Origin of the sequence: Marimonas lutisalis (assembly GCF_005434965.1) — a bacterium.
GTDB classification, from domain to species: Bacteria; Pseudomonadota; Alphaproteobacteria; order Rhodobacterales; family Rhodobacteraceae; genus Marimonas_A; species Marimonas_A lutisalis.
The window spans coordinates 815,084-837,394 of sequence record NZ_SKCI01000002.1; the positions used below are offsets into that span (position 1 = coordinate 815,084).

At 64.3% G+C, this 22,311-nt stretch carries 20 protein-coding genes, 1 tRNA gene and 1 pseudogene; 9 read left to right on the plus strand and 13 right to left on the minus strand.

Features of this window, described 5'->3' with window-relative positions; all coding sequences use genetic code 11:
• Positions 1-232 precede the first annotated feature (232 nt).
• Together E0501_RS12110 and E0501_RS12115 are read right to left on the minus strand one after the other, a co-directional pair.
• Positions 233-306, minus strand: a tRNA-Cys gene (locus E0501_RS12110).
• A gap of 74 nt (positions 307-380) precedes the next feature.
• Positions 381-1,313 carry a dienelactone hydrolase family protein gene (locus E0501_RS12115; RefSeq protein WP_137701601.1) on the minus strand — a complete coding sequence of 311 codons (933 nt, stop codon included), beginning with the start codon at positions 1,311-1,313 and terminating at the stop codon, positions 381-383.
• A gap of 178 nt (positions 1,314-1,491) precedes the next feature.
• Between E0501_RS12115 and E0501_RS12120 the strand changes: the two genes are divergently transcribed.
• The 3 genes from E0501_RS12120 (at position 1,492) to E0501_RS12130 (ending at position 4,740) form a co-directional block, all read left to right on the plus strand.
• Positions 1,492-2,148, plus strand: a complete 657-nt coding sequence (locus E0501_RS12120; RefSeq protein WP_137701602.1) for a protein-L-isoaspartate O-methyltransferase family protein — start codon at positions 1,492-1,494, stop codon at positions 2,146-2,148.
• A gap of 45 nt (positions 2,149-2,193) precedes the next feature.
• On the plus strand, positions 2,194-3,615 hold the full coding sequence (locus tag E0501_RS12125) for a TolC family outer membrane protein (RefSeq protein WP_137701603.1): 1,422 nt from the start codon (positions 2,194-2,196) through the stop codon (positions 3,613-3,615).
• A 72-nt stretch (positions 3,616-3,687) separates the two neighbouring features.
• Complete coding sequence (locus tag E0501_RS12130; RefSeq protein ID WP_137701604.1) at positions 3,688-4,740, plus strand: hypothetical protein; 1,053 nt, start codon at positions 3,688-3,690, stop codon at positions 4,738-4,740.
• 12 nt (positions 4,741-4,752) lie between these two features.
• Here E0501_RS12130 and E0501_RS12135 read toward each other — a convergent pair whose 3' ends face one another.
• Both E0501_RS12135 and E0501_RS12140 read right to left on the minus strand, forming a co-directional pair.
• A complete protein-coding gene (locus E0501_RS12135; RefSeq protein ID WP_137701605.1) occupies positions 4,753-6,204 on the minus strand; it encodes a cobyric acid synthase in 1,452 nt (483 codons plus the stop codon).
• 106 nt (positions 6,205-6,310) lie between these two features.
• Positions 6,311-6,640 carry a DUF6280 family protein gene (locus E0501_RS12140; protein ID WP_137701606.1) on the minus strand — a complete coding sequence of 110 codons (330 nt, stop codon included), beginning with the start codon at positions 6,638-6,640 and terminating at the stop codon, positions 6,311-6,313.
• 215 nt (positions 6,641-6,855) lie between these two features.
• Between E0501_RS12140 and efp the strand changes: the two genes are divergently transcribed.
• Positions 6,856-7,419, plus strand: a complete 564-nt coding sequence (efp, locus tag E0501_RS12145; protein ID WP_137701607.1) for an elongation factor P — start codon at positions 6,856-6,858, stop codon at positions 7,417-7,419.
• A gap of 374 nt (positions 7,420-7,793) precedes the next feature.
• Here the strand turns inward: efp and ygfZ are convergent, their stop codons facing one another.
• Positions 7,794-8,546, minus strand: coding sequence for a CAF17-like 4Fe-4S cluster assembly/insertion protein YgfZ (ygfZ, locus tag E0501_RS12150; RefSeq protein ID WP_137701608.1), 753 nt, complete (start codon positions 8,544-8,546; stop codon positions 7,794-7,796).
• Positions 8,547-8,611: 65 nt separating this feature from the next.
• Here ygfZ and E0501_RS12155 point away from each other — a divergent pair.
• Positions 8,612-9,226: pseudogene (locus E0501_RS12155) on the plus strand (TIGR04283 family arsenosugar biosynthesis glycosyltransferase); the annotation flags it as partial.
• Here E0501_RS12155 and E0501_RS12160 read toward each other — a convergent pair.
• Together E0501_RS12160 and E0501_RS12165 are read right to left on the minus strand one after the other, a co-directional pair.
• Entirely contained in the window at positions 9,162-11,069 is a 1,908-nt protein-coding gene (locus tag E0501_RS12160; protein ID WP_235857832.1) for an ABC transporter ATP-binding protein, read from the minus strand. The pseudogene E0501_RS12155 and the gene E0501_RS12160 overlap by 65 nt on opposite strands.
• Complete coding sequence (locus E0501_RS12165) at positions 11,066-11,749, minus strand: fused DSP-PTPase phosphatase/NAD kinase-like protein (protein WP_137701610.1); 684 nt, start codon at positions 11,747-11,749, stop codon at positions 11,066-11,068. The genes E0501_RS12160 and E0501_RS12165 overlap by 4 nt, the downstream gene beginning before the upstream one ends.
• A 160-nt stretch (positions 11,750-11,909) precedes the next feature.
• Here E0501_RS12165 and E0501_RS12170 point away from each other — a divergent pair, with 160 nt between their 5' ends.
• Positions 11,910-13,106, plus strand: a complete 1,197-nt coding sequence (locus E0501_RS12170; protein WP_137701611.1) for a pyridoxal-phosphate-dependent aminotransferase family protein — start codon at positions 11,910-11,912, stop codon at positions 13,104-13,106.
• 80 nt (positions 13,107-13,186) lie between these two features.
• Here E0501_RS12170 and E0501_RS12175 read toward each other — a convergent pair whose 3' ends face one another.
• Both E0501_RS12175 and E0501_RS12180 read right to left on the minus strand, forming a co-directional pair.
• Positions 13,187-13,375 carry a histidinol phosphate aminotransferase gene (locus E0501_RS12175; RefSeq protein ID WP_137701612.1) on the minus strand — a complete coding sequence of 63 codons (189 nt, stop codon included), beginning with the start codon at positions 13,373-13,375 and terminating at the stop codon, positions 13,187-13,189.
• 68 nt (positions 13,376-13,443) lie between these two features.
• Positions 13,444-14,565, minus strand: a complete 1,122-nt coding sequence (locus E0501_RS12180) for a pyridoxal phosphate-dependent aminotransferase (RefSeq protein WP_137701613.1) — start codon at positions 14,563-14,565, stop codon at positions 13,444-13,446.
• 95 nt (positions 14,566-14,660) lie between these two features.
• Between E0501_RS12180 and E0501_RS12185 the strand changes: the two genes are divergently transcribed.
• Both E0501_RS12185 and E0501_RS12190 read left to right on the plus strand, forming a co-directional pair.
• Positions 14,661-14,825 carry a Tat pathway signal protein gene (locus tag E0501_RS12185; protein ID WP_137701614.1) on the plus strand — a complete coding sequence of 55 codons (165 nt, stop codon included), beginning with the start codon at positions 14,661-14,663 and terminating at the stop codon, positions 14,823-14,825.
• A 66-nt stretch (positions 14,826-14,891) separates the two neighbouring features.
• Positions 14,892-15,683: a crotonase/enoyl-CoA hydratase family protein gene (locus tag E0501_RS12190; protein WP_137701615.1), complete on the plus strand. Its 792-nt coding sequence runs from the start codon at positions 14,892-14,894 to the stop codon at positions 15,681-15,683.
• Between the two features lie 140 nt (positions 15,684-15,823).
• Here E0501_RS12190 and E0501_RS12195 read toward each other — a convergent pair whose 3' ends face one another.
• Both E0501_RS12195 and E0501_RS12200 read right to left on the minus strand, forming a co-directional pair.
• A complete protein-coding gene (locus E0501_RS12195) occupies positions 15,824-16,156 on the minus strand; it encodes a DnaJ family domain-containing protein (RefSeq protein ID WP_137701616.1) in 333 nt (110 codons plus the stop codon).
• An 87-nt stretch (positions 16,157-16,243) separates the two neighbouring features.
• Positions 16,244-19,393: a valine--tRNA ligase gene (locus E0501_RS12200; RefSeq protein WP_137701617.1), complete on the minus strand. Its 3,150-nt coding sequence runs from the start codon at positions 19,391-19,393 to the stop codon at positions 16,244-16,246.
• A 109-nt stretch (positions 19,394-19,502) separates the two neighbouring features.
• Between E0501_RS12200 and E0501_RS12205 the strand changes: the two genes are divergently transcribed.
• The gene (locus E0501_RS12205) at positions 19,503-20,507 is read left to right on the plus strand and encodes a zinc transporter ZntB (RefSeq protein ID WP_137701618.1); all 1,005 of its coding nucleotides are present in this window, start codon (positions 19,503-19,505) and stop codon (positions 20,505-20,507) included.
• Positions 20,508-20,524: 17 nt separating this feature from the next.
• Here E0501_RS12205 and E0501_RS12210 read toward each other — a convergent pair whose 3' ends face one another.
• Positions 20,525-21,418 (minus strand): DMT family transporter, encoded by an 894-nt coding sequence (locus E0501_RS12210; protein WP_137701619.1) that lies wholly within the window; start codon positions 21,416-21,418, stop codon positions 20,525-20,527.
• A 140-nt stretch (positions 21,419-21,558) separates the two neighbouring features.
• Positions 21,559-22,299, minus strand: coding sequence for a dienelactone hydrolase family protein (locus tag E0501_RS12215; RefSeq protein ID WP_137701620.1), 741 nt, complete (start codon positions 22,297-22,299; stop codon positions 21,559-21,561).
• Positions 22,300-22,311 lie beyond the last annotated feature (12 nt).

Here is a 22,311-nt window from a genome sequence, read left to right on the forward strand (position 1 = left end):
AACTATACCTAGCCGGATGCGACGATGAGATGGTGGAAGCCGTCACGGGCCATTCCGGGGTGGAAATGCTCAAGAAATATGGAGGCCAAATAAGACAAAGGGAACTCGCAAAACGGGCGCAAGAGGCCCGGAATCAAATGGAACGGAACAAATCCAGAACGTTAATGTTTCAACGGCTGTTTAAAAAACCGAGCAAGTGGAGTCACGACATGGCGCAGTTCATTGAAAATATTGGAGGCGAGTACCGGAATCGAACCGGTGTACACGGATTTGCAATCCGCTGCGTCACCACTCCGCCAACTCGCCATCCGTGGTGTCTGAGGCCGCCTTATTGCCGGTTTTGCGGGCCTTGTCCAGACGAGAGTATCGCGCGCGGCGGGCTATTGCAGGTGCTTTTTCATGAAGGCGGCGGCGCGGGTGGTGGAATCGCGCGTGGCAAGGTCATCGGCGAAGGTGCGCACGTTCGGCGGGCGGAAATCGAAGCCACGGCCGACGCCTGGGTAAACGATGAGTTTCACGTCGCGGCCCGCCTGTTTCATGAACTGCACGGCTGTCTCGATCGAGCGGCGACGCTGGTATTGTTCGTATTCGCCGATGAACACCATCGTGGGTATTTCCAGCCGGTCGAGATCGGGGTGGTAGCGGTAAACCTGCAACGGTTCGGGCGCGTTCGGATCCTGCCAATGTGGATAGAAAGACACATAGCAGGCCACGTCGCGCGTTTGGCGTTCAAAGGCGACCGCCACGCGCAGGGTGTAGAAGCCGCCTCGGGTGTGGGAGTAGAGGCAGGCCTTGTTGCTGCTGACATCGGGCAGGGCGAGCAGGAAATCGATCCCTGCATCCACGTCACCTTCGCTGGCGGGGTCGTGTTCGAGCGGGAAGCGTTCGACAAAGCGCGCCTCGTAGACATCGGGGGCCAGCACGACAAAGCCGCGCGCAGCCATGCGGCGGGCCAGGCGCTGCACGAATTCATCGAGCCCGCGGCGCCCATGCTGGAACAGGACGGCCGGAAATTTTCCTTCGGTTTCAGGGCGATAGAGAATGGCAGGCACCTCGGTACCGTCATCGGGGTTTTCGTAGCTGACCCGTCTTTCGATCACCGCGTGGTTTTCCGGAACGGGCAGCAGGCCCCGGTCATACCAGTCGTCCGCCCACCAGAACTTTTCGCCTACGGGCCTGGTGTTGACGGGCGCATCGAAGCTGCGGCCGGTCACCGTATCGGCGGCATTCGGGGCATCTTGCGCGGTGAGCGGCGCAGCCCAGGCAAGCGCCGCCGCGGCGGCTGCGGCGAGAATGCGATTGGCATGGATCATCGGCGTTTCCCCCATCGGCTCGGATGATGCAAAGCTAGGCAAGCCTGTCTCGGGCCCCTGCGTCAACGTTTTTTGCACGGGTCCTGGCGTTGCAAATCAGCTGCGAGGCGTTGCCGCGACCGGGCAGATGTGTCAAAAACTAAAGTAGGACTCCGATTTCAAAGCACAGGCTTGCCCCATGACAGATTTCGCCACGCGTCGCACGATGATGGTCGATACGCAGATTCGTCCCTCGGACGTGACCAAATATCCAATTATCGAGGCGCTGCTGGCGATTCCGCGCGAAATGTTCGTGCCCGATGACAAGCGTGACGTGGCCTACGTGGGCGACAACCTGGACCTCGGGGGAGGCCGCGTGATTCTCGAGCCGCGGACCTTGGCCAAGATGCTGGACGCACTGGACGTGCAGGGCGACGAGCTCGTGCTGGATGTCGGCGCCGGCCGGGGATACTCGGCGGCGGTGATCGCACGCATGGCCGAGGCGGTGGTGGCCGTCGAGGAGAACGAGACGATGGCGGAAGAGGCGCAGGCGGCCCTGGCCGAGGCCGGTGTCGACAATGTGGTGATGCATACCGGCCCCTTGACCGAAGGGGCGGCCAAGCATGGGCCCTATGACGTGATTACGCTTGAAGGTGCCGTCGGGCATCTTCCGCAAGCCCTGATCGACCAGCTGAAGGATGGCGGCCGCATGGCCGTGCTGTTCGAAGGCGCGGGTGGTCTGGGCCAGGTGCGTATCGGTTACAAGATCGACGGGCATATGAGCTGGCGCTTTGCCTTTGATGCAGGGGCGTCGGTTCTGCCAGGATTCGAGAAGCACACCGCTTTTGCGCTTTAGGCGCGCGAGCAGAAAAAGGCGGGGCAGTTGGACAGGAGCAAGACCATGGAACTGGCGACGATAACGGGAAAACTGACCAAGGTGGCCTGCGTGGCCGTGCTGACATGCGCGGTGCCCGTCGTGGCGGTGGCGGAAAGCATCGCCGACGCCATGGTGTCGGCCTACAAGCATAACGGGCTGATCGACCAGAACCGTGCTTTACTGCGGGCGGCTGACGAGGATGTGGCAGTTGCCGTCTCGGCGCTGAAGCCGATCCTCAACTGGTCGGCGGATGTGACCTATTCCCGCGGTCGGACCTTCAACCCGGCGACGATGGTGACATCGCGGTCATCGTCGACCACCGAGGCCACTGCAGGCCTGGTGTCAGAGCTGCTTCTCTATGATTTCGGACGCAGCAGGATCCAGATCGACATAGCGAAGGAAACCGTGCTGGCGACGCGCCAGGCACTGGTGTCGGCCGAGCAGACCGTGCTGCGCGATGCGGCGGTGGCCTATCTCGAAGTGCACCGTCAGAATGAATTCGTGCGTCTGCGTCAGAACAACGTGCGCGTGATCACCGAGCAACTGCGCGCCGCGCGCGACCGGTTCGAGGTGGGCGAAGTGACCCGCACCGACGTGTCTCTGGCCGAGGCGCGCCTGGCCGGGGCGCGGGCACAACTGGCGGGGGCGCAGGGAGCTTTGGCCAGTGCGGTCGAACTGTTTCGTGCCGTGGTAGGCCGCAAGCCGGGGCGCTTGGCCCCGCTGCGCAAGGTGCCAGGCACCGCGAGATCGGTCGAGTCGGCCAAGGCGGTCGCGTTGCGGACGCATCCCCAGATGCTGAAGATTCAGCATGAAGTTACGGTGGCCGAGCTGGGCATCGCCGCGGCGCAGGCCGCGATGAAGCCCACGGTTAAACTGCGTGGCCAGTATGGTCTCTCGCAGTCGCTCGACTCGCGCGGGTTCTCGAACGGTGGCAGCGTCGGCGTGGAAGTGACCGGCCCGATCTACCAGGGTGGGCGGCTGAGTGCGCTGGCGCGCAAGGCAATGGCGCAGCGCGATGCGACACGCTCGGGCCTGCATATCGTGCGGCACAACCTGGCGCAGGCGGTCGGTAATGCCTGGGCGCAGTTGCAGGTGGCCCGCGCAAGTCGCGCTGCCGGCGAACAGCAGGTGCGCGCAGCCCAGGTGGCATTCCGTGGCGTACGAGAAGAAGCAACACTAGGTGCGCGTACCACCCTGGATGTGCTGGACGCGGAGCAGGAACTTCTCGATGCGCGGACGAACCTGGTTTCGGCGATGATCGACGAGCATGTCTCTTCCTACGACCTGCTGGCGGCGATGGGCTACATGACGGCCGAGCGGCTCAACCTGAATGTGCCGCGCTATGATCCGGCAGCCTACTACAACATGGTGAAGGACGCGCCGACGCTTCGCTCGAAGCAGGGCCAGAAGCTGGACAAAGTGCTTCGGGCGCTAGGGAAAGAGTAAAACTGTCCCTATCGGTTGTGAGAATCCCTGTGCCGCGCTAAGATCGCGGGTGAGGTAGAGTGGTAAAAATAAATGTCTGATCCCGTGACCAATGTGGAAATCGAGGATGTCCTGTCGTCCATTCGGCGGCTGGTATCCGAGAACGCGCGTGCATCCGTCAGTGCTGAAAAAGCCCCCGCAAAAGAGGGGGAAGAGGCCGAAACCGATGATGCCACGGCGTCGGTCGAGGAAGACAATGTCGCGCCTGCACGCGGTGAAGCCGCTAGCGATGAGAATATGCTGCTGCTGCTGACTCCCGCGCTGCGGGTGCCCGAGGCAGGGGAAGACGGGACCGGGGAGGAAACAGCCGAAGAAGCCCCGGCGCAGGAGGAATTCGCAAGCGCCGAGGATGCGGAACCAGACGATGCCCCGCACGCGACGTTCGCGGCTGTTGTCGAAGACGCCGTGTATGACGCTTTGGACGAGGCCGCAGATGAGATTGCCGAAGAGGCCGTGACCGGGACCCCGGCCGAGGAAGAGGCCCTTGCCGGCGAGGCGGACCGGGGCGAGGGCGATGTCGCGGGGGGCGATGACCTGAAAGAACGCATTGCCGAGCTTGAGGCTGTTGTGGCCGAACAGGAAGGCGAGTGGGAACCTGACGGGGATGAGGATGATCCCTATGCCGGGGGGGCTGTCGAAACTCTGACATGGGAAGACCATGTTGAGGAACCCGCGGAAAACCTGCAGGCGCATGACCATGTCTGGGAAGAAGACCGCCTGGATGAGCCGGTCCAGGAAACCGAGCAAGTCGAGCTGACGCCGAGTACCGAGCCGGAACCGCGTATGGCCGAAGAAGTCAGCGCACCTACCCCTGCAGATGACGGACCCGGCCCCGACGATTTTGAATTTGCCACGGCAGCGGCGACCCTGGGAGTGAGTGCGGCCGATGACGAGGCGGACAGCGTTGACCTGTTCGGCGCCGAGAACGAAGCGGCCGTGATCGACGAAGAGATGCTGCGCGAAATGGTGGCCGAGATCGTCCGGCAGGAGTTGCAGGGCACACTGGGCGAGCGGATCACACGCAATGTGCGCAAGCTGGTCCGGCGTGAAATTCACCGGGCCCTGGCCGCGCAGGAGCTGGACTGACCTACGTGCAGGTCAGACCGGTGCGGAGAGTTCCATCAAAAGATCAAGATCAAGATGCTGGGTGACATGCGCGCCGAGACGGTCGAGCACGGCGTCTGTTTCCGTGTCATAGTTGATCTGCGCGTCGCCACCCAGTGCAGCCAGGAAATCGGCCCGGAAGCGATCCGAGGCAAACAGGCCGTGCAGGTAGCAGCCGCGCACCCGCCCGTCGGGCGACGCCGCGCCATGGCGCGCGCCATTCACGGTGAGCCAGGCATGGGTGCAATCCGGGCCGCTGGTTTCGCCGATATGAATCTCGTAACCCGAAAGCGCCGCGCCCGTGGGCCGGTAGGTGGCCTGTTGCAGGGCAAGGTGTTTCTCGGGCTTCATGATCGTCTCGACGTTCAAAAGGCCCAGCCCCGCAACCTTGCCCGGCGCGCCTTCGATCCCGTCTGGATCGTCGATGGTTTTGCCCAGCATCTGGTAGCCGCCACAAATGCCTAGGACATGCCCCCCGCGCCGTAGATGTGCGGCCAGGTCGATGTCCCAGCCCTGGGCGCGGAAATGGGCAAGATCCGAGATCGTCGATTTCGAGCCGGGGATCAGCACCAGATCGGCATCGCCGGGCAGGGGGCGGCCGGGCTCGATGATCTCGACGCTGACGCCCGGTTCGGCCGAGAGGGGATCGAGATCATCGAAATTAGCAATCCGGGCGAGGCGCGGCACCGCGATTCTGAAGGCGCCGTCGCGGGCGGTTGAACGGATATCCATCACGTCTTCGGCCGGCAGGCGCCAGGCTTCGTCAAACCAGGGCAGAACGCCCAGAGAAGGCCAGCCCGTCATCTCCGTGATGGCCGTCAGGCCATCGTCGAAGAGCGAGACATCGCCGCGAAACTTGTTGATGGCAAACCCCCGGATGCGTGCAGCGTCTGCGGCGGGAAGAACTGTCTTTGTGCCAACGATCTGGGCGATCACGCCGCCGCGGTCGATATCGCCGACAAGGACCACGGGAACGTTTGCGGCTTCGGCAAAGCCCATGTTGGCGATGTCGCCGGCGCGCAGGTTGATCTCGGCCGGGCTGCCCGCACCTTCGATCAACACGATGTCGGCGGTGCCGGCGAGGCGATGAAAACTCTCCAATGCCGGCGCCAGGAGCTGGGGTTTGGCCTTGGCGTAGTCACGCGCCTTGAGCGTGGCAAATCGCTGACCCTGCACGATGACCTGAGCGCCGATGTCGGTTTCGGGCTTCAAAAGGACCGGGTTCATGTCCGTATGCGGCGCGCGGCGCGCGGCCATGGCCTGAAGCGCCTGGGCGCGGCCGATCTCACCGCCGTCAGCCGTGACGGCCGCGTTGTTCGACATGTTCTGCGGCTTGAACGGGGCCACGCGCAATCCGCGCTGTGTCAGCGCGCGGGCGATGCCGGCCACCAGCATCGATTTGCCGACATTCGAGCCTGCCCCCTGAATCATGATGGCGCGAGTCACCTGAGCCTCCTGTTCTCCGGTCGTCACTTAACCGGGACGGGGGGCAAAAGAAAACCGGCCTTCGCCGTGGCGAAGACCGGTTTTGAAGACACGGAGGTCTGGCGCGTCAGGCGGCTTCAGCCTGCTCAGCGGCCGCCGCGGCATTGCGGCGCTCGCTTTCCTCGCGCGACAGTGCGACCGAGGTGCGTACACCCTTGGCCACGAATTCCATCAGGCCCTGAACGACACGTTCGTTCGGGTCGATCCCGGCACAGGACAGCACTTCGCGCCCATCGCGCGAGCGCGCCCAACGGGCGATCTGCTCGGGCCCGTTGCCGTATTTCTTGTCGTCCGCAATAGCGTCGTCCAGAGCAGCCAACACAACAGCTGCGAACAGTTTACGTGCACGGTTGCCCTGTTCATTGTTAAAGGCCGTGCCGTCAACGAAATCCTTCATGTTTCGTCCTTTGTTATTGCTCTTGTAATTTCGGCGTGGAGTTCCTTATGACGAGTTTCATCCGATTCGGATAGGCCGCAAATGCATAGCTTGCATGAAAAATTTGCATAGCTTCTGCAGGTGCAGCACGATATTTCGTCTTCTTGCCCTCCGCGCGAGCCCCAGATATAGGTGCGCTCAAACTTTGATCAACCTTTTGCCACGGTTTTGACACAATGCCCAAGATCAACGGAAACGAGATTCGCCCCGGTAACGTACTGGAGCACAACGGCGGCCTATGGGCCGCGGTGAAAGTAGACCACGTGAAGCCCGGTAAGGGCGGTGCCTTTGCGCAGGTGGAACTGCGCAACCTGCGTAACGGAAGCAAGCTTAATGAGCGGTTCCGCAGTGCCGACAAAGTCGAGCGGGTGCGGCTGGAACAGAAGGATCAGCAATTCCTGTATGAGAATGACGGGATGCTGGTATTCATGGACGCCGAAACCTACGAGCAGATCGAACTGCCCGCGGAAATCCTGGGCGAACGGCGCCCGTTCCTGCAGGACGGCATGACGATCGTTGTGGAATTCTACGAGAACGAGGCGCTGAACGCGACATTGCCGCAGAAGGTGACCTGCAAGGTGGTCGAAACCGAACCGGTGGTCAAAGGCCAGACCGCGGCGAACAGTTTCAAGCCTGCGATCCTGGACAATGGGATCAAGGTGATGGTGCCGCCCTTCGTGGGCCCCGACGAAGATATCGTGGTGAATACCGAAACGATGGAATATTCCGAGCGCGCCTGACAGGCCGGAAAACTTCCAATTTGCGATGTCCCCCGGTCCACTATGGCCGGGGGTTTTCTCTTGGTGGCTTCAACCCTGAGTTAGCGGGAATGCTGAGATGTTTTTCCCCTGCCATGGCCCATCGTGATATCGCAAGTTAGCGGTGTTCGGGGCCTCTCGTGTTCAATCTGGTCTGGTTTTTGGGGATTTAACGAGTTTTCCGGTTTTGCGGCCAGCCGGTTCAGGCAGCAAAGGGGGGCACCGGCGTTCGTGGGAACGGGTAACGAGTTCGTAGTTTTTTTCTCACGAAGGCGGGGCCGGTGAGAACTGGTCCCGCAACTCGTGGGTCAAATAAATGAACGCCGCTCCTGGCCGTGTTGCCGGGGGCGGCGTTTTCAGTCCTGCGCTTCTGCGTCGTGCTCCCGGATGACGGGGACGTCACCGGCCATCAGGCCTGGCCCGGCCCGGTCATAGCGCAGATAAGCGATTGCGTGATCGCCCGAGACGGTGTGCAATTCGCCGGCCGGTTTGCCATCGTTGGTCAGCGGCGTGCCCGGTGTAGCCGGAGCCGAGAGCCGCACGAGGCCCAGGCCCTTGCGAAGCTCGGTCTTGTGCTTCATCCGCGCGGTCACCTCCTGGCCCACGTAGCAGCCTTTGCGGAAATCGACGCCGTTCAGGCGTTCGAAGCCTGCTTCGAGAATGAAGGTATCGGGGCCGAGTTCGATGCCCGTTTGCGGAATACAATGCGCCACGCGGATCGCCTCCCAGTCGGTCGTGTCGCCGTCCTGAGGTACATCGCGATAGGCGCGCCAGCCCAGCGCCGGGTGGCGTGGATCGGCGAAACCGTCTTTGGGTACAGCGCCCGTTCCGCGGTGCAGGTGCAGACCGGTTTCCGCGATTTCGGCCTTCGCACGCAGTTTGTACATGTTCAGGCGTTGAATGGTGGCGGCGGCGATGCTGGCATCTATGTCGATCAGGATCGCGTCGCCATCGGGCACGAGGAAGAAATCGGCGAGGTATTTGCCCTGCGGTGTCAGAAGCGCGGCATAGACCATGCCATCGGATAGTTTCCTGACATCGTTGCTGACAAGCCCCTGAAGGAAGCTCTCCCGGTCTTCGCCGGTGACCCGATAGATCGCGCGTGGCATTCTGCTCTCCCGTCTGTTCGCTCAATGGAATATAGGACGTGTTGCAGGCCGCAACAGGGGGCAAAATGCGTGCAGCCGTTTCCATCGTTATCCCCACGCTGAATGCCGGGGCGGTATTGCCGGCAACGCTTGCCGCGCTGTTCGAGGGGTTGCAGGCCGGCGTGATCCGCGAGTTGATCGTCTCCGATGGAGGCTCGACCGATGAAACGCTGTACATCGCCGACGAGGTGGGCGCGAAGATTCTGCAGGGGGAGCCATCGCGCGGCGGGCAGTTGCAGCGTGGTGTCGCGGTGGCCAAGGGGGCGTGGGTGTTGGTATTGCATGCCGACACGGTGCTGGCGCCGGGATGGTCCGAGGCGGTTCTGAACCACATCGAGGCGGCCCCCGACCGGGCGGCCTGTTTCCGGCTTGGCTTCGACAGCATGGCCCTGCCCGCGCGGATCGTGGCGGGCTGGGCCAACCTGCGCACACGTGTCTTCGGGCTGCCATTCGGGGATCAGGGGCTGCTGATCTCGCGCGTGATGTATGACGCCTTGGGCGGATACCCAGACATTCCGCTGATGGAGGATGTGGCGATGGCGCGGGCGCTGAAAGGGCGGATCACACTCCTGGCCGTTACTGCCCGAACCAGCGCCCGAAGATACGAGACAGAAGGCTGGTTCCGCCGCGGCCTGCAAAACCTGCTGCTCCAGCTGCGCTTCCTGACAGGTTCGGATCCAGAGCGGCTAGCGCGGCGCTATCGGCGGTCGGGCCATCGGTCTTGAATTGCAGCGCGTGCAGGCGCGCATAGATGCCGCCCCGCTCCAACAGCTCCTGGTGGGTGCCTTCATCGACCACCTTGCCGCGATCCATCACCACGATCTTGTCGGCTTCGCGCACGGTCGAGAGCCGGTGCGCGATCACGATGGTCGTGCGGCCCTTGGAGAGCTTCTCGAGCGCCTCCTGCACCACTTTTTCGGATTCGGCATCCAGCGCCGAAGTGGCCTCGTCCAGCAGCAGGATCGGGGTGTCGCGCAGCAGCGCGCGGGCAATGGCCACACGCTGACGCTGTCCGCCCGACAGGTTTGAGCCGCGCGGCCCGACGGGCGAGTCGAGCCCTTCGGCCAGCTTGGGCAGGAAATCCGTCACATGCGCGGCCTTCAGCACCTCCTGGAGCTTGGCTTCGCTGACATCGGTGCGGCCCAGGAGGATGTTCTCGCGCAGAGTTTCATCGAACAGCGCGGCATCCTGGCTGACGACGGAAAAGAGATTTCGCAGGTCGCCTAGGTTCATCGCCGAAGCGGCGACGCCGCCGATCTCCACCTTGCCTTCCTGCGGATCGACCAGCCGGGTAAGCAGGTTGAAGATGGTTGATTTGCCCGCGCCGGACGCGCCGACGAGCGCCGTTGTCTTCCCGGCCTCGGCCACCAGCCCGAGATGATCGAGCACGCGCGCGTCACCGTAGGAGAGCGAGACATCGTCAAGCACGATCCCGGGCACGCCTGCCGGCGGGGCAACGGGGTTCGGCGGTGAGACCAGCGTGGGCTTCGCATCGTACAGAACCTTGACCCGTTCCAGCCCAGAGGCGGCCACCTGCCACATCCCGGCCATGCTGCCGATGCGGCGCAGGGGTTCGAAGGCAAATCCGATGGCGGTGAAGAAGGACATGAACTCGCCCACCGTCTTTTCACCCTCGATGATGTCTCGGCCGCCGAACCAAAGCACACCCAGGAAGCCCAGCCCGGCCATGATATCGACAAGCCCGGGAATGGTCGCCGCGCCGGCGATGGCGCGGACCTCGGCGCGGACAAGGTTGTCGGTCAGGCCCCGGTAGCGGTCGGATTGGTAGCGTTCCAGCCGGTTGAGCTTGACCGGGATGATGCCGTGAAACACCTCGTCCAGACGTGTCGCCAGGCGGGCGCCAAGATCGCGCGCCTCTCGCGCCCGCGCCCGTACGAACCGCTGCACGATCTGGCTGGGCGCGATCAGCAGCGGCGCGCCGACAAGCGCCACAAGCGTCCATCGCCAGTCAACCGAGATGGCAACCCCCATCAGCACGACGAGCGTGATCAGGTCCCGGCCCAGCCCCGTCAGCATGCTGGGCCAGATCGAGTTGATCGTGGCCACGTCGGTTTGCACCCGCTGGATCAGGAAGCCGGGGGGGTGCGATTGATGGAACGGGCCATCCTGCCTCATGATCCTGTCAAGCAGGCGAAGGCGCATCGTGGCGGAAATGTTCTGTGAAATATATGCAAGCGCGGTTTTCTGACCGACCGAGGCAATGGCACGGACGATGAAGACGCCCATCACGCCGACACCCACCCAGACCAGCGCCGTGCTGTTTCCTTCGAGAAAGACATCATCGAACATCGGGCGCATCATCAGGGCCAGAGCGCCCTGCATTGCGCCTTCCATCGCCATAAAGACGACGGCCAGGATCAGCACCCCGATATGGTTGCGCAGGAAATCACGCCACAACCACGAGATCAGCACGCGGCTGCGCTCGACATCGGGGGCGGTCTTGGGGTCGGGCTTGTCGCTCATGCCAGCGGCACCTTGTTGTCAAAGCCGGCTTGCAGCGCGTCCGGGTCATACTCGGTTGCGACCCAGTCCGCAAAGCCGATGGGGGCGCGGGTGTTTCGCAGGTCGTAGGCATCGAGGATATAATCGAGAATGCCGGTTTTCGTCCATTTCAAATGGATGAACCGCGGGCTGAGCATCTTGCGCGCCTCATCCACGCTGGCGCCTTCTTGGGTGAGGAGCCAGACGGCCGAGGCGAAACTGGCGCGGTCGGCGCCGGACTTGCAGTGCATGAGGAAGGGTTTTTCCAGCGTCGGAAACACCTCGATCAGCGACAGTAGGATATCGCGCGACGGCGCGGAGCGCGCCGCGAGACTGCGCGCAACGAGGGTGAGGCCAAGTTCTTCGCAATAGGCCTGCGCCTGCAGGTAGGGCGGCGCCTTGGTGGGGGCGCGCAGGAAAAGCACGGTCTTGATCCCCATCGCGGCGTAGCGCTCCAGCCGTTTCCGCGTGGGCTGGTTCGAGCGGTAGACGCCGGGTGCGACCTGCGCGAAGTTCGACCATGGGATGCGCACGAATTCATGGTCGAACCACATCATGAAGCGCCGCGCCTTGCGGCGGGCCTCTTCGGTGGCCAGCGTATCGGTTTCAAGCGAGCTGCGCAGACCGCGTGTCCAGTTTCGAAAGTGGGCGATTGGCGTCATGCGCGTTCTTGGGGTCCGTCGCTTGGGTTGCCTCTGACAGGCCAGGCTGGCCTCCATGTAGAGAAGCCGGACCGTGCTGGCAAGCATAGCGGGGGCAAGGGCAGGATTGACGCCGCGCGCCGGGCGGCTAGTGTCACGGCGTTCAACAGGAGATCTGCACATGTCCGACGCTGGTGGCCGCGCCTACCTTGCCATTCCCGGCCCTTCGGTGATGCCCGAGCGCGTGCTGCGAGCGATGCACCGTTCGGCGCCCAATATCTACGAGGGCGCGCTGCACGAAATGACACATACGCTGATCCCGGATCTGAAATACGTGGCGCGCACCGAGGGCCACGCGACGATCTATATCAGCAATGGCCACGGCGCCTGGGAAGCGGCGCTGGCTAACGTGATTGCGCCGGGGGAGTCGGTGCTGATGCCGGCCACCGGACGGTTCGGGCATGGTTGGGCCGAGATGGCCGAGGGGCTGGGTGCCGAGGTGGAGCTGATCGATTTCGGCCGTGCTGCGCCGCTGGACCCGAACCGCGTGGAAGAGGCGCTGCGTGCCGATAAAGAGGGCCGGATCAAGGCGGTCATCGCCACGCATGTGGACACATCCTCGAGCGTTCTCAATGACATGGCGGGACTGCGCGCGGCGATCGACGCGGCGGGGCATCCCGCGCTCTTGATGGCCGATTGCATCGCGTCTATGGGGTGCGACCGGTTCGAGATGGATGCCTGGGGTGTCGATGTGGCCGTCACAGCCAGCCAGAAAGGGCTGATGGTGCCGCCGGGGCTGGGCTTTGTTTTCTTCAATGACCGCGCCGCCGAGGTGCGTGGCCGCATGGAGCGCGTGAGCCGGTACTGGGACTGGGTTCCTCGGGCCAACCCGGAGATCTACTACCAGTATTTCGGCGGCACCGCGCCGACGCATCACCTCTTTGCCCTGCGCGAGGCGCTGGACATGATCCGCGAGGAAGGGATCGAGGCGATCTGGGCCCGGCACGAGCGCCATGCGCGGGCAATCTGGGCCGCCTGCGAGACATGGGGCGAAGGCGGGCCGCTGAGGTTGAATATCCCGGAGCGGGCGCAGCGCTCGCGCGCGGTGACGTCGCTGCGGATCGGGCTGCCGCACGGGCCGCGCCTGCGCAAATGGGTGGAAGAGCATGCCGGTCTGACCCTGGGGATTGGTCTGGGCATGTCGGAAGAGGGAGACGAGCGCGGCCAGGGCTTTTTCCGGCTGGGCCACATGGGCCACGTGAATGCGCAGATGATCATGGGCTTGTTGGGCGGGATCGAGGCGGCGTTCCAGGCGCTGGAAATCCCGCGCGGGCGCGGCGCGCTTGAAGCTGCTGCGGCGGAGCTGGCGCAGGTGTGATGGGCCGGCAGGGAGCAAGGTTCCGAGACTGCTGAGCGACTGCCGTATCCCGGTTTTTCCAGGAGCAGGAAGGGATTACCCTATCCCTCGCGGGCGCGGCGGTGTTCCAGCCGGGTGATCAGGTAGTTGAGAAAGACTGCGGTCACGACGACGGCGGGCAAGCCCAGACTGGCCCAGATCAGCATGAAGGACCACAAGAGGTTGACCAGCCCCATGACAAGGGCGGCATTTGTGTAATCCGGCGCGGCAGCGCGGTCGCGGTCACGCATGGGGCAAGGCTCCTTGGCAGCTTCGACCAGCTTAGCCTGCAAACCGCAAAAATTGAGTAAATAAATCGTCAGCCGGCGCTGGCCTGGCGCGCATCGGCCAATGCGCCGGGCAGGGCAGCGGCGAACTGCGCCAGATCGGTGGGGCGGCCGCAACTGACGCGGATGCAGCGGTTGCCGGGGGTGACAAAAGGCATGCGCACGAAGATGCCGCGCGCCACCAGCGCATCCAGCACCGCCTTGGCAAAGGCGCCGTCGGCACCGCAGTCGATGGCGACGAAATTGGTGGCCGAGGGCAGGGTGGAGAGGCCGTTTTCGGCGGCGATCCGGGCGATTTCGGCGCGGGCCTCGGCCACATCCGAGATGGTCTGGGCGAGGTATTGCGGATCACGCAGAGCCGCCAGCGCGCCGGCCTGCGCGGTGCGGTTCATGCCGAAATGATTGCGGATCTTATTGAAGGCGGTGATCAGGTCCGGGGCGCCCATGGCATAGCCCACGCGGGCGCCGGCCATGCCGTAAGCCTTTGAAAAGGTGCGCATCCGTACGACGCGGGGATCGTTGATGTCGATCTGCGGCGCGATTCCGGCTGGGGCGAATTCGACATAGGCCTCGTCAAGGATCAGCAGCGTGCCTTCGGGGATCAGGTCGAGTGCGGATTCGATTTCCGCGGCACTGGCCCATGTGCCCATCGGGTTGTCGGGATTGGCAAAATAAACCAGCTTCGCGTCGACCTCGGCGGCCTTTTCCAGAAGCGCGGGCAGGTCCTCGCGATCATCGCGGTAGGGCAGCTTGATCAACTCGCCACCGAAACCCGCCACATGATAGTTGAAGGTGGGATAGGCACCGTCCGAGGTGACAACGCGATCGCCCTCCTCGACGGTTAGGCGGGCAAGGTAGCCCAAGAGGCCGTCGATGCCTTCGCCGACCATGATGTTTTCCGGGCCGACGCCATGATGGGCGGCCAGTGCATGGCGAAGATCGTGGCTTTCGGGATCGCCATACATCCAGATTTCCGAGGCCGCACGTTCCATCGCGGCGATTGCCTTGGGCGAGGGGCCGAAGACGTTTTCGTTGGCTCCAAGGCGCGCCTTGAATTCAAACCCCTGGGCGCGTTCCTGTGCTTCGGGGCCGACGAAGGGCACGGTGGCAGGCAGCGTCTGGGCGAGGCGGGTGAGGCGTGGTCCGTGTGTCATGGCGCGAGTTAACCGAGAAGGGGCGCGCGCGGCAAGAGATTGAATGCCGCGCCCGGGACACCCATATGAGAATCACTCTCAACTGGAGGGCTGACATGGCCAATCTGACGCGCCGCGGCTTTATCGCCGTGTCGATCGCGGCGGGCACGGCGCGGCACCTGCCGCAGATCGCCGCGAAAACCGGCGGCAGGCGGATCCTGACACTGGTTTATGACAAATCCCTTAACGCGATGCGCGCTGTCGAACGGCTCGTGCCGTAGGGTCAGGGGTTTTCGCGCGCGCGCCGTCCGGGCAAGTTGACGTCCAACAGCACGGAGGTTTGCCCGATGGCCCGCGTTTCAACGGAAATCAAGGATCACGTCGCCCATGTCACGCTGACGCGGGGCGACAAGATGAACGGTGTCGACAAGGAGATGGCCGAGGCCATCGTGGCCGCGGGCGAGGCGCTTTGTGGCAACGACGATGTGCGCGCGGTGGTGCTGGCGGGCGAGGGGCGGGCGTTTTGCGCGGGCCTTGACGTGCAAAGCTTTGCCATGCTGGCGGCGGGTGATCCCGAGGCGGTGGTGATGCCCCGGTTGGAGGGGCGCAATACCAACCTCTTTCAGGAGGTGGCCATGGTCTGGCGGCGGGTGCCGGTGCCGGTGATCGCCGCCCTGCAAGGTGTTGTTTTCGGGGCAGGATTCCAGCTGGCGCTGGGGGCGGATGTGCGGATTGCGCATCCCGAGTGCCAGTTTTCGGTGATGGAGATGAAATGGGGGCTGGTGCCGGATATGGGCGGTATGGTTCTCATGCCGCAACTGATGCGGTCCGACGTGATCCGGCGGATGACCTATACGGCCGAGCCGGTCGGCGCGGCGCAGGGCGTGGACTGGGGCTTTGTCACGGAATTGAGTGATGACCCGCAGGCGGCGGCCGTCCAACTAGCTGCAACCATTGCAAAAAAGAGCCCGAGCGCGATGCGCGCGGCGAAGCGGCTGATCGCCGTGGCCGAAGGCGATGCGGGCGAGGATGCGGTGCTGATGGCGGAAAGCCGCGAGCAGGCGGACCTGATCGGCAAGCCGCACCAGATGGAGGTAATCGCCGCCAACATGCAGAAACGGGAGCCGAATTTCGGCTGAGCGCGCGGTGAAGTTAACGCGATTTTTCGCCGAAAAATCGGGGGGTGATATCCGGCTGACATCCGGCTGACATGCGTGCACCCCCCGATGCCGCCCCCTGTTAACCGGAAATTAAGTTAATCGCGCGCACGGTGCGCGGGTTACCTGAGGAACTTTCGGCGTGCCTCGACGGCGATGTTGTAGGCGAGTTCGAGCCGGGCGATCTCGGCCATCAGGCGTTTCTTTTCTTCCGCGTCCTCCGCCGCGCTCCACGCGGCGCGCGCGGCGTCGAGCTCGCGTTTCAGCTTGAACTCTTCGGGCAGGGCACCGTGTTCGGCCATGATGCGGTGGCCGATGGCGGTGCCCGCATCGGTGAGCGCGTCTTCGGGGCGATGGGGCAGCGGTTTGCCTTCGCCTTCGAGGTTCGAAAGCTTGCCCTCGGCCTGGGCCTTTTTGATCTGCGCTTCGGTCAGCTCTCGGAGTTTGCGGGACATGGCGCATGATAGCGCGAAAAAAGGCCGGGCTGAAGCCCGGCCTACGGTCGCGTTCGGCGTAGGGCGGGCTTCTGCCCGCCAGCCTGGTCAGCCCATTTCCTCAAGCCGCTGCATCGCCGATTTCAGCGTCGCCTCTTCCTCTTGCCGGGCGCGGAGGTTTTCGCGGGCTTCCTCGACCACCTCTTCGGGGGCGTTTTCGGCGAATTTGGGGTTCTTGAGCCGCCCCTGAAGCCCGCCGATTTCCTTGGCGAGCTTGTCGAGCGTCTTTTGCAGACGGGCCTTTTCCTCTTCGACATCGATGATGTCGGCAAGCGGCAGGCCGAACTCGCCGCCTTCGACGGCGACGGTGACGGTGCCCTTGGGGAAATCGGCCATTTCGGTCAGGCTGTCGATACGGGCGAGGCGTTTGATCATCACCTCGTTGTTGGCCCAGGCGGTTTTTCCGGCCGCGTCGAGCGTGCGCTGCAGCATCGGCAGGTGCAGACCAGCGGGCACGTGCATCTGGGCGCGGGCCGAGCGGATCTCCTCGATCAGGGAGATCACCCAGTTCATTTCGCGGTCGGCGGCCGGGTCGATCAGATCGCCGCCATACTCGGGCCAGTCGGTCAGCATCAGGAAATCGTCGCGCTTCGCGGTCTGCTGCCAGAGCTCTTCGGTGACGAAGGGCATGATCGGGTGCAGCAGGATCAGGCACTGATCGAGCACCCAGCGCATCGTGGCCTGGGTTTCGGCCTTCGCCGCGGCGTCCTCGCCCTGCAAGAGCGGTTTGGAGAACTCCAGATACCAGTCGCACACCTTGCCCCAGGTGAAGGCGTAAAGCGCGTTGGCGGCATCGTTGAAGCGGTAATCGGTGAGCGCCGCATCGACGGTTTCGCGGGTGCGGGCGACTTCGCCGATGATCCACTTGTTCACCGTGGCCTCTGCCGTGGGAATGCCCGCGGGCGCCGGGCCCTCGTAGACGCCGTTCATCTCGGCGAAGCGGATGGCGTTCCAGATCTTGGTGCCGAAGTTGCGGTAGCCCTTGATCCGGTCGGTCGAGAGTTTCAGCACGCCGCCGATGGCCGCCATCTGCGCCATGGTAAAGCGCAGCGCATCGGCGCCGTATTCACCGACGATTTCCAGCGGATCCACCACGTTGCCGCGGGTCTTCGACATTTTCTGGCCCTTCTCGTCGCGCACCAGCTGGTGCAGGTAGACGGTGTGGAAGGGGATCTGATCGACCACGGCCAGCTGCATCATCATCATCCGCGCCACCCAGAAGAACAGGATGTCGAAACCGGTGATGAGCACATCGGTGGGGAAGTATTTCTTCAACTCCTCGGTCTGCTCGGGCCAGCCCAGCGTGCCGATGGGCCAGAGGCCCGAGGAAAACCAGGTGTCGAGCACGTCGGCATCGCGCCAGATGGGATAGACCAGCTTGGTGGGGTCCTGCGTGGCCTCGTATTCGGCCAGGCCCTCGGCCATCTGCTGGATCGCGGTATGGCGGTCCTCGACCTCGATGATGCGGGCGTGGTTGAGCGGCGTGGGCAGGGCGGCCAGAACGTCCTGGAAGCCGGATTTCACGTGCTCGAAATCGGGGGCGGCATGGTGGCGCTCATCGCCCAGCAGCATGTGCTGATCGGCGAGGAAGCGACCCATTTCAACCAGGTCGAGCGCGCCGTCGCCTTCATCATCCTTGAAGCCGTGCGCGGCCAGGTCGAGCCCGTACCAGACCGGGATCTGGTGGCCCCACCAGAGCTGGCGCGAGATGCACCAGGGCTCGATGTTTTCGAGCCAGTGATAATAGGTCTTCTCGCCCGACTCGGGGATGATTTTCGTCTCGCCATTGCGCACGGCCTCGAGCGCGGGGCCGACGACCTGGGCGGCATCGACGAACCACTGGTCGGTCAGCATCGGCTCGATCACCACCTGGGAGCGGTCGCCGAAGGGCTGCATGATAGGTTTCGACTCGACCAGCGGCACGATCTCCTCGGCGCCTTCGGCCCCGGGTTTGAGCGCGGTGGTGCCCAGTTGCGGATCATCGGCGCGGGTCATGACGGCAAGGCCCTCGGCGGTGATCTGTTCGACCACTTTCGCGCGTGCCTCGAACCGGTCGAGACCGCGCAGATCGTCGGGCACCAGGTTGATGGCGTCGATTTCGTTTTCGGTGAAGGGCTTGCCGCGGGCATAGTCCTGCGCGGCGGCGGATTCATCGGCGTAGGGGCGGCCATCTGCGCGCATGTGCCCGCGCGTGTCCATCAGGCGGTAGCAGGGGATATTGCCGCGTTTGGCAACGGCGTAGTCGTTGAAATCATGCGCGCCGGTGATTTTCACCGCGCCCGAACCAAAATCGGGATCGGGGTAGTCATCGGTGATGATCGGGATCTGGCGGCGGTGCTCCTTGGGGCCCACCGGGATTTCGCAGAGCTTGCCCACGATCGGCGCATAGCGTTCATCCGAGGGGTGGACGGCGACGGCGCCGTCGCCCAGCATGGTTTCGGGCCGGGTGGTGGCGATCGAGATATAGTCGCGTTCTTCCTCGAGTGTGATGTTCCCGTCCTCGTCCTTTTCGACGTAGGTGTAGGTCTCACCACCGGCGAGCGGGTATTTGAAGTGCCACATGTGGCCCGGGGTCTCGATATTCTCGACCTCGAGATCGGAGATCGCCGTTTCGAAATGCGGGTCCCAGTTCACCAGGCGCTTGCCGCGGTAGATGTAGCCCTTTTCGTACATGTCCACGAAAACCTTGATGACGGCATCGTGGAAATCGGGGCTGTTTTCATGCCCCGTACGCGGGTCACCCGGGGCCCCGGCCATGGTGAAGGCGTTGCGCGACCAGTCACAGGAGCAGCCCAAACGCTTCAGCTGCTCGACGATGGTGCCGCCATATTCCCCTTTCCACTCCCACACCTTTTCGAGGAATTTCTCGCGGCCCAGGTCGCGGCGGCCGGGTTGCTGGGTGGCGGCCAGCTGCTTTTCGACCTGCAGCTGGGTGGCGATGCCGGCATGGTCCTGCCCGGGCTGCCAGAGCGTGTCGAAGCCGCGCATGCGGTGCCAGCGGATAAGGATGTCCTGCAGCGTGTTGTTGAAGGCATGGCCCACGTGCAGCGCGCCGGTCACGTTCGGCGGCGGGATCATGATGCAGAAGGTTTCGTCCCGCTTGGCATGGGCGCCGGCCTTGAAGGCGCCGGCCTTGTCCCAGGCGTCATAGATCCGGCCCTCGGCCTCGGCTGCGTCGAATGTCTTCTTCATCGCCATTTGAATGGTCCTGCTTGATCCGCGTTCGGTTTCGGGTTCCTCTACCCAATGAGGGCGGAAAGGGAAAGCGGCAAGGGGTGTTTTTGCCGCGCAGGCAGAGGAGAAAATGATGGCCGATCGCAGGGCATTCCGGTTGGACGGGCGTGGCGGCGCCGACGAGATCGCGCCCGCGCAGGGGCGACCCGAGCTGCCGGCGAGCGGGTTTGCATGGGTGCATCTTTCGGGATCGGCCGAGGAGATCGACGGCTGGGTGCGGGGGGCGGGGCTGGATGCGCTGGCAACGGCGGCACTGACCGCGGAGGAGACCCGGCCGCGCTGCACGGTGCATAACGACACGATCCTGATGAGCCTGCGTGGCGTCAACCTGAGCCCCGGGGCCGAGCCCGAGGACATGGTCTCGCTGCGGATCTACCTGTCGGAAAGGCTGGTGATCACCTTGCAGCGCCGGCCGCTTTACGCGGTGCGCGACGTGATCGCCGAGAGCCTGGCCGGGCGCGCGGCGACGAGCCCCGGCGAGTTGATCGCGCGGATCGCGCTGCGGCTGGCGGATGCGACCGAGCCGGTGGTGATGGCGCTGAACGAGCGTATCGACGAACTGGAAGACCGGGTGATCGACGGCGCCGGGCACGTGCGGCGCGGCGATCTGGCCGATGTGCGGCGCATGGCGATCGTGCTGCGCCGATACATGGCGCCGCAGCGCGACGCGCTGACCACGCTGGAGATCGAGGAAACCGCGTGGCTGCACGGGCCCGACCGGTCGCGCCTGCGCGAGGCATCGGAACGGGTGACGCGGCTGGCCGAGGAGCTGGACGCGATCCGCGACCGCGCGCAGGTGGTGCATGACCAGATCATGGACATGCGATCAGAGGCGATGAACCGTCAGATGCTGGTCTTGTCGGTGGTGGCCGCGCTGTTCCTGCCGCTGGGCCTGGTCACCGGCCTGCTGGGCATCAACGTGGGCGGCATTCCGGGGGCACAGGTTGGCTGGGCGTTCTGGGCGGTGTGCGGGGTGCTGGGCGTGATCGTGGCGTTTCAGCTCTGGCTGTTCCGACGGATGGGGCTGATCGGGCATGCGCGGCCCGGGCGCGGGCCGGAGGCGACGGAGCAAAGGTAAGCCGAGCGCAGGTGCCGTCAGACCACCGCGGGCTTTCTCCGGCGCACGCTGGTCAGCAGGCCGACGGTCAGCAGGGCAATGGCGGTGATGCTGAGCAGGCTGAGGCTTTCGCCGAGGATCGCGGCGCCCAGAACACCGCCCACGCCCGGCACCGCGGCCAGGATGGACGAGGTATTGGCGTTGCCGATGTTGCGCGAGGCATGGGCGATGAGGATCAACCCGACGAGATTGGGCACGAAACCCTGGTAGACGGCCTGCAAGAGCAGCGGTTGCAGGGGCGCCTCGGCAAGGCCGGAGGGCAACCAGAGCGCCCAGACAGGCAGGTAAAGAACGGCGTTGACCACCGTGCCGCAGAAGATCACCTGCATGGCGCCCAGGCTCCAGCGTTCGGTCAGGATGACATAGGTGGCGAAGAACAGCGCACCGACAATGAACAGCAGGTCGCCGATCCAGGCATCCTGGCCGCTGGTCTGGGTGCCGTCCCAGGCCAGAACGATGGTCGAGACCAGGATCAGCGCTGCCCCGAGCATCTGCCGCAAGCCGGGCGGTGAGCGAAACAGGACGATCCCGAACAGGATGCTGATCAGCGGCAGCACGCCGTTCATGAAGATCCCGCCATGGGCGGCGGGAGCATAGAGAAAGCCCGAAAAGACGCAGAGAATGTAGACCGGGCCGAGGATGAAGGTGATGACCGCGATCTGGGTCAGGCTGAGCCCGCGCCAAGGTTTGTAATAAAGGCAGAGCGGCACGGCGACGAGTGAGGCGAGGCCATAGCGCAGCGCGGCCAGGTCGTAGACCGTGAGCCCGCTCTGCTCGGCGATGCGGCTGACGATCAGCCAGCCCGACCAGACGAAGACGATGCTCCACGCGGCGGCATAACCGGTGACGTGGGAGGGGGAGGTGGTGGTCATCTGCGCGGCGCCGAACCTGGAATGTGAGTGGGGATGCCCCGGGTTCAGCCATACGGGCTGGTCCGCGCGGGGACAAGAACCCTTCGCCGCCGCCGCGCGCGGGGTGGCGGCGCCGTTGCGTCACATCTGCAGGAACCGGATCAGGGCGCGGGGGCAAGCCCAAGGCGAGCCGCGAGGTAATCCTCCATCCGCTGGTAGGCCGGTTCGTGGAAATGCACGGTCAGCAGAGCGTGCTTGCGGCCTTCGTATTCGACGATTTCAAGCTGGTCGCGGAAGGCGCTTTCCAGCGCCTTCATGTGGCGCGCGGTCGACAGACGGTCGCCGCGATAGCGCATGGCAAGGCCGGGGCCCTTGTCGGCCATACCCTCAAGCGCGGCGTTGAGCTGATCGGCGTCTATGTGCAGCGCGTCGCCGCCGAAAACGGGCAGCGAGGGCTGGCTGGCCACGCCGCCGGCCACCGCCGGTTCGGCCATCAGCGCCAGCGCGAATCCGCCCGTGAGGCACATACCGACCACGCCCAGCTGCGCGCCGCCTTCGCGCCGGGCGATGTCATCGGTCAGCGCGCGGAACCAGGCGCCGATCGGGCTTTCGCGGCCGCGGGCGAAGATATTGAACTCGCGCCGGATGCAGAGCACGCGAGCGGTGTTACCGACATAGCTCTTGCGTCCGAACGGTCCGAGGAAATGGGCGAGGTAGACCCGGAAGCCGCGCGCGACGAGCCGGTCGGCGAGCGACAGGGTTTCGGGCCCGATGCCGGGCAGTTCCTGCAGGATCAGCACCGGCGGCCCGTTGCCCTTGATGTAAACATCATGGCTGGCCGTGCCGCCGCCATGCAGCGGGCCGGTGAAGGTGAACCTGTCATCATGCCGCCAGTCGGTCATGGCCGAAGCCTA

Excerpts from the sequence above, each read along its gene's own strand:
- E0501_RS12115 (WP_137701601.1), bottom strand. The coding sequence starts at position 1,313 with ATGATCCATGCCAATCGCATTCTCGCCGCAGCCGCCGCGGCGGCGCTT.
- E0501_RS12120 (WP_137701602.1), top strand. The coding sequence starts at position 1,492 with ATGACAGATTTCGCCACGCGTCGCACGATGATGGTCGATACGCAGATT.
- E0501_RS12125 (WP_137701603.1), top strand. The coding sequence starts at position 2,194 with ATGGAACTGGCGACGATAACGGGAAAACTGACCAAGGTGGCCTGCGTG.
- E0501_RS12130 (WP_137701604.1), top strand. The coding sequence starts at position 3,688 with ATGTCTGATCCCGTGACCAATGTGGAAATCGAGGATGTCCTGTCGTCC.
- E0501_RS12140 (WP_137701606.1), bottom strand. The coding sequence starts at position 6,640 with ATGAAGGATTTCGTTGACGGCACGGCCTTTAACAATGAACAGGGCAAC.
- efp (WP_137701607.1), top strand. The coding sequence starts at position 6,856 with ATGCCCAAGATCAACGGAAACGAGATTCGCCCCGGTAACGTACTGGAG.
- ygfZ (WP_137701608.1), bottom strand. The coding sequence starts at position 8,546 with ATGCCACGCGCGATCTATCGGGTCACCGGCGAAGACCGGGAGAGCTTC.
- E0501_RS12160 (WP_235857832.1), bottom strand. The coding sequence starts at position 11,069 with ATGAGCGACAAGCCCGACCCCAAGACCGCCCCCGATGTCGAGCGCAGC.
- E0501_RS12165 (WP_137701610.1), bottom strand. The coding sequence starts at position 11,749 with ATGACGCCAATCGCCCACTTTCGAAACTGGACACGCGGTCTGCGCAGC.
- E0501_RS12170 (WP_137701611.1), top strand. The coding sequence starts at position 11,910 with ATGTCCGACGCTGGTGGCCGCGCCTACCTTGCCATTCCCGGCCCTTCG.
- E0501_RS12175 (WP_137701612.1), bottom strand. The coding sequence starts at position 13,375 with ATGCGTGACCGCGACCGCGCTGCCGCGCCGGATTACACAAATGCCGCC.
- E0501_RS12180 (WP_137701613.1), bottom strand. The coding sequence starts at position 14,565 with ATGACACACGGACCACGCCTCACCCGCCTCGCCCAGACGCTGCCTGCC.
- E0501_RS12185 (WP_137701614.1), top strand. The coding sequence starts at position 14,661 with ATGGCCAATCTGACGCGCCGCGGCTTTATCGCCGTGTCGATCGCGGCG.
- E0501_RS12190 (WP_137701615.1), top strand. The coding sequence starts at position 14,892 with ATGGCCCGCGTTTCAACGGAAATCAAGGATCACGTCGCCCATGTCACG.
- E0501_RS12195 (WP_137701616.1), bottom strand. The coding sequence starts at position 16,156 with ATGTCCCGCAAACTCCGAGAGCTGACCGAAGCGCAGATCAAAAAGGCC.
- E0501_RS12200 (WP_137701617.1), bottom strand. The coding sequence starts at position 19,393 with ATGGCGATGAAGAAGACATTCGACGCAGCCGAGGCCGAGGGCCGGATC.
- E0501_RS12205 (WP_137701618.1), top strand. The coding sequence starts at position 19,503 with ATGGCCGATCGCAGGGCATTCCGGTTGGACGGGCGTGGCGGCGCCGAC.
- E0501_RS12210 (WP_137701619.1), bottom strand. The coding sequence starts at position 21,418 with ATGACCACCACCTCCCCCTCCCACGTCACCGGTTATGCCGCCGCGTGG.
- E0501_RS12215 (WP_137701620.1), bottom strand. The coding sequence starts at position 22,299 with ATGACCGACTGGCGGCATGATGACAGGTTCACCTTCACCGGCCCGCTG.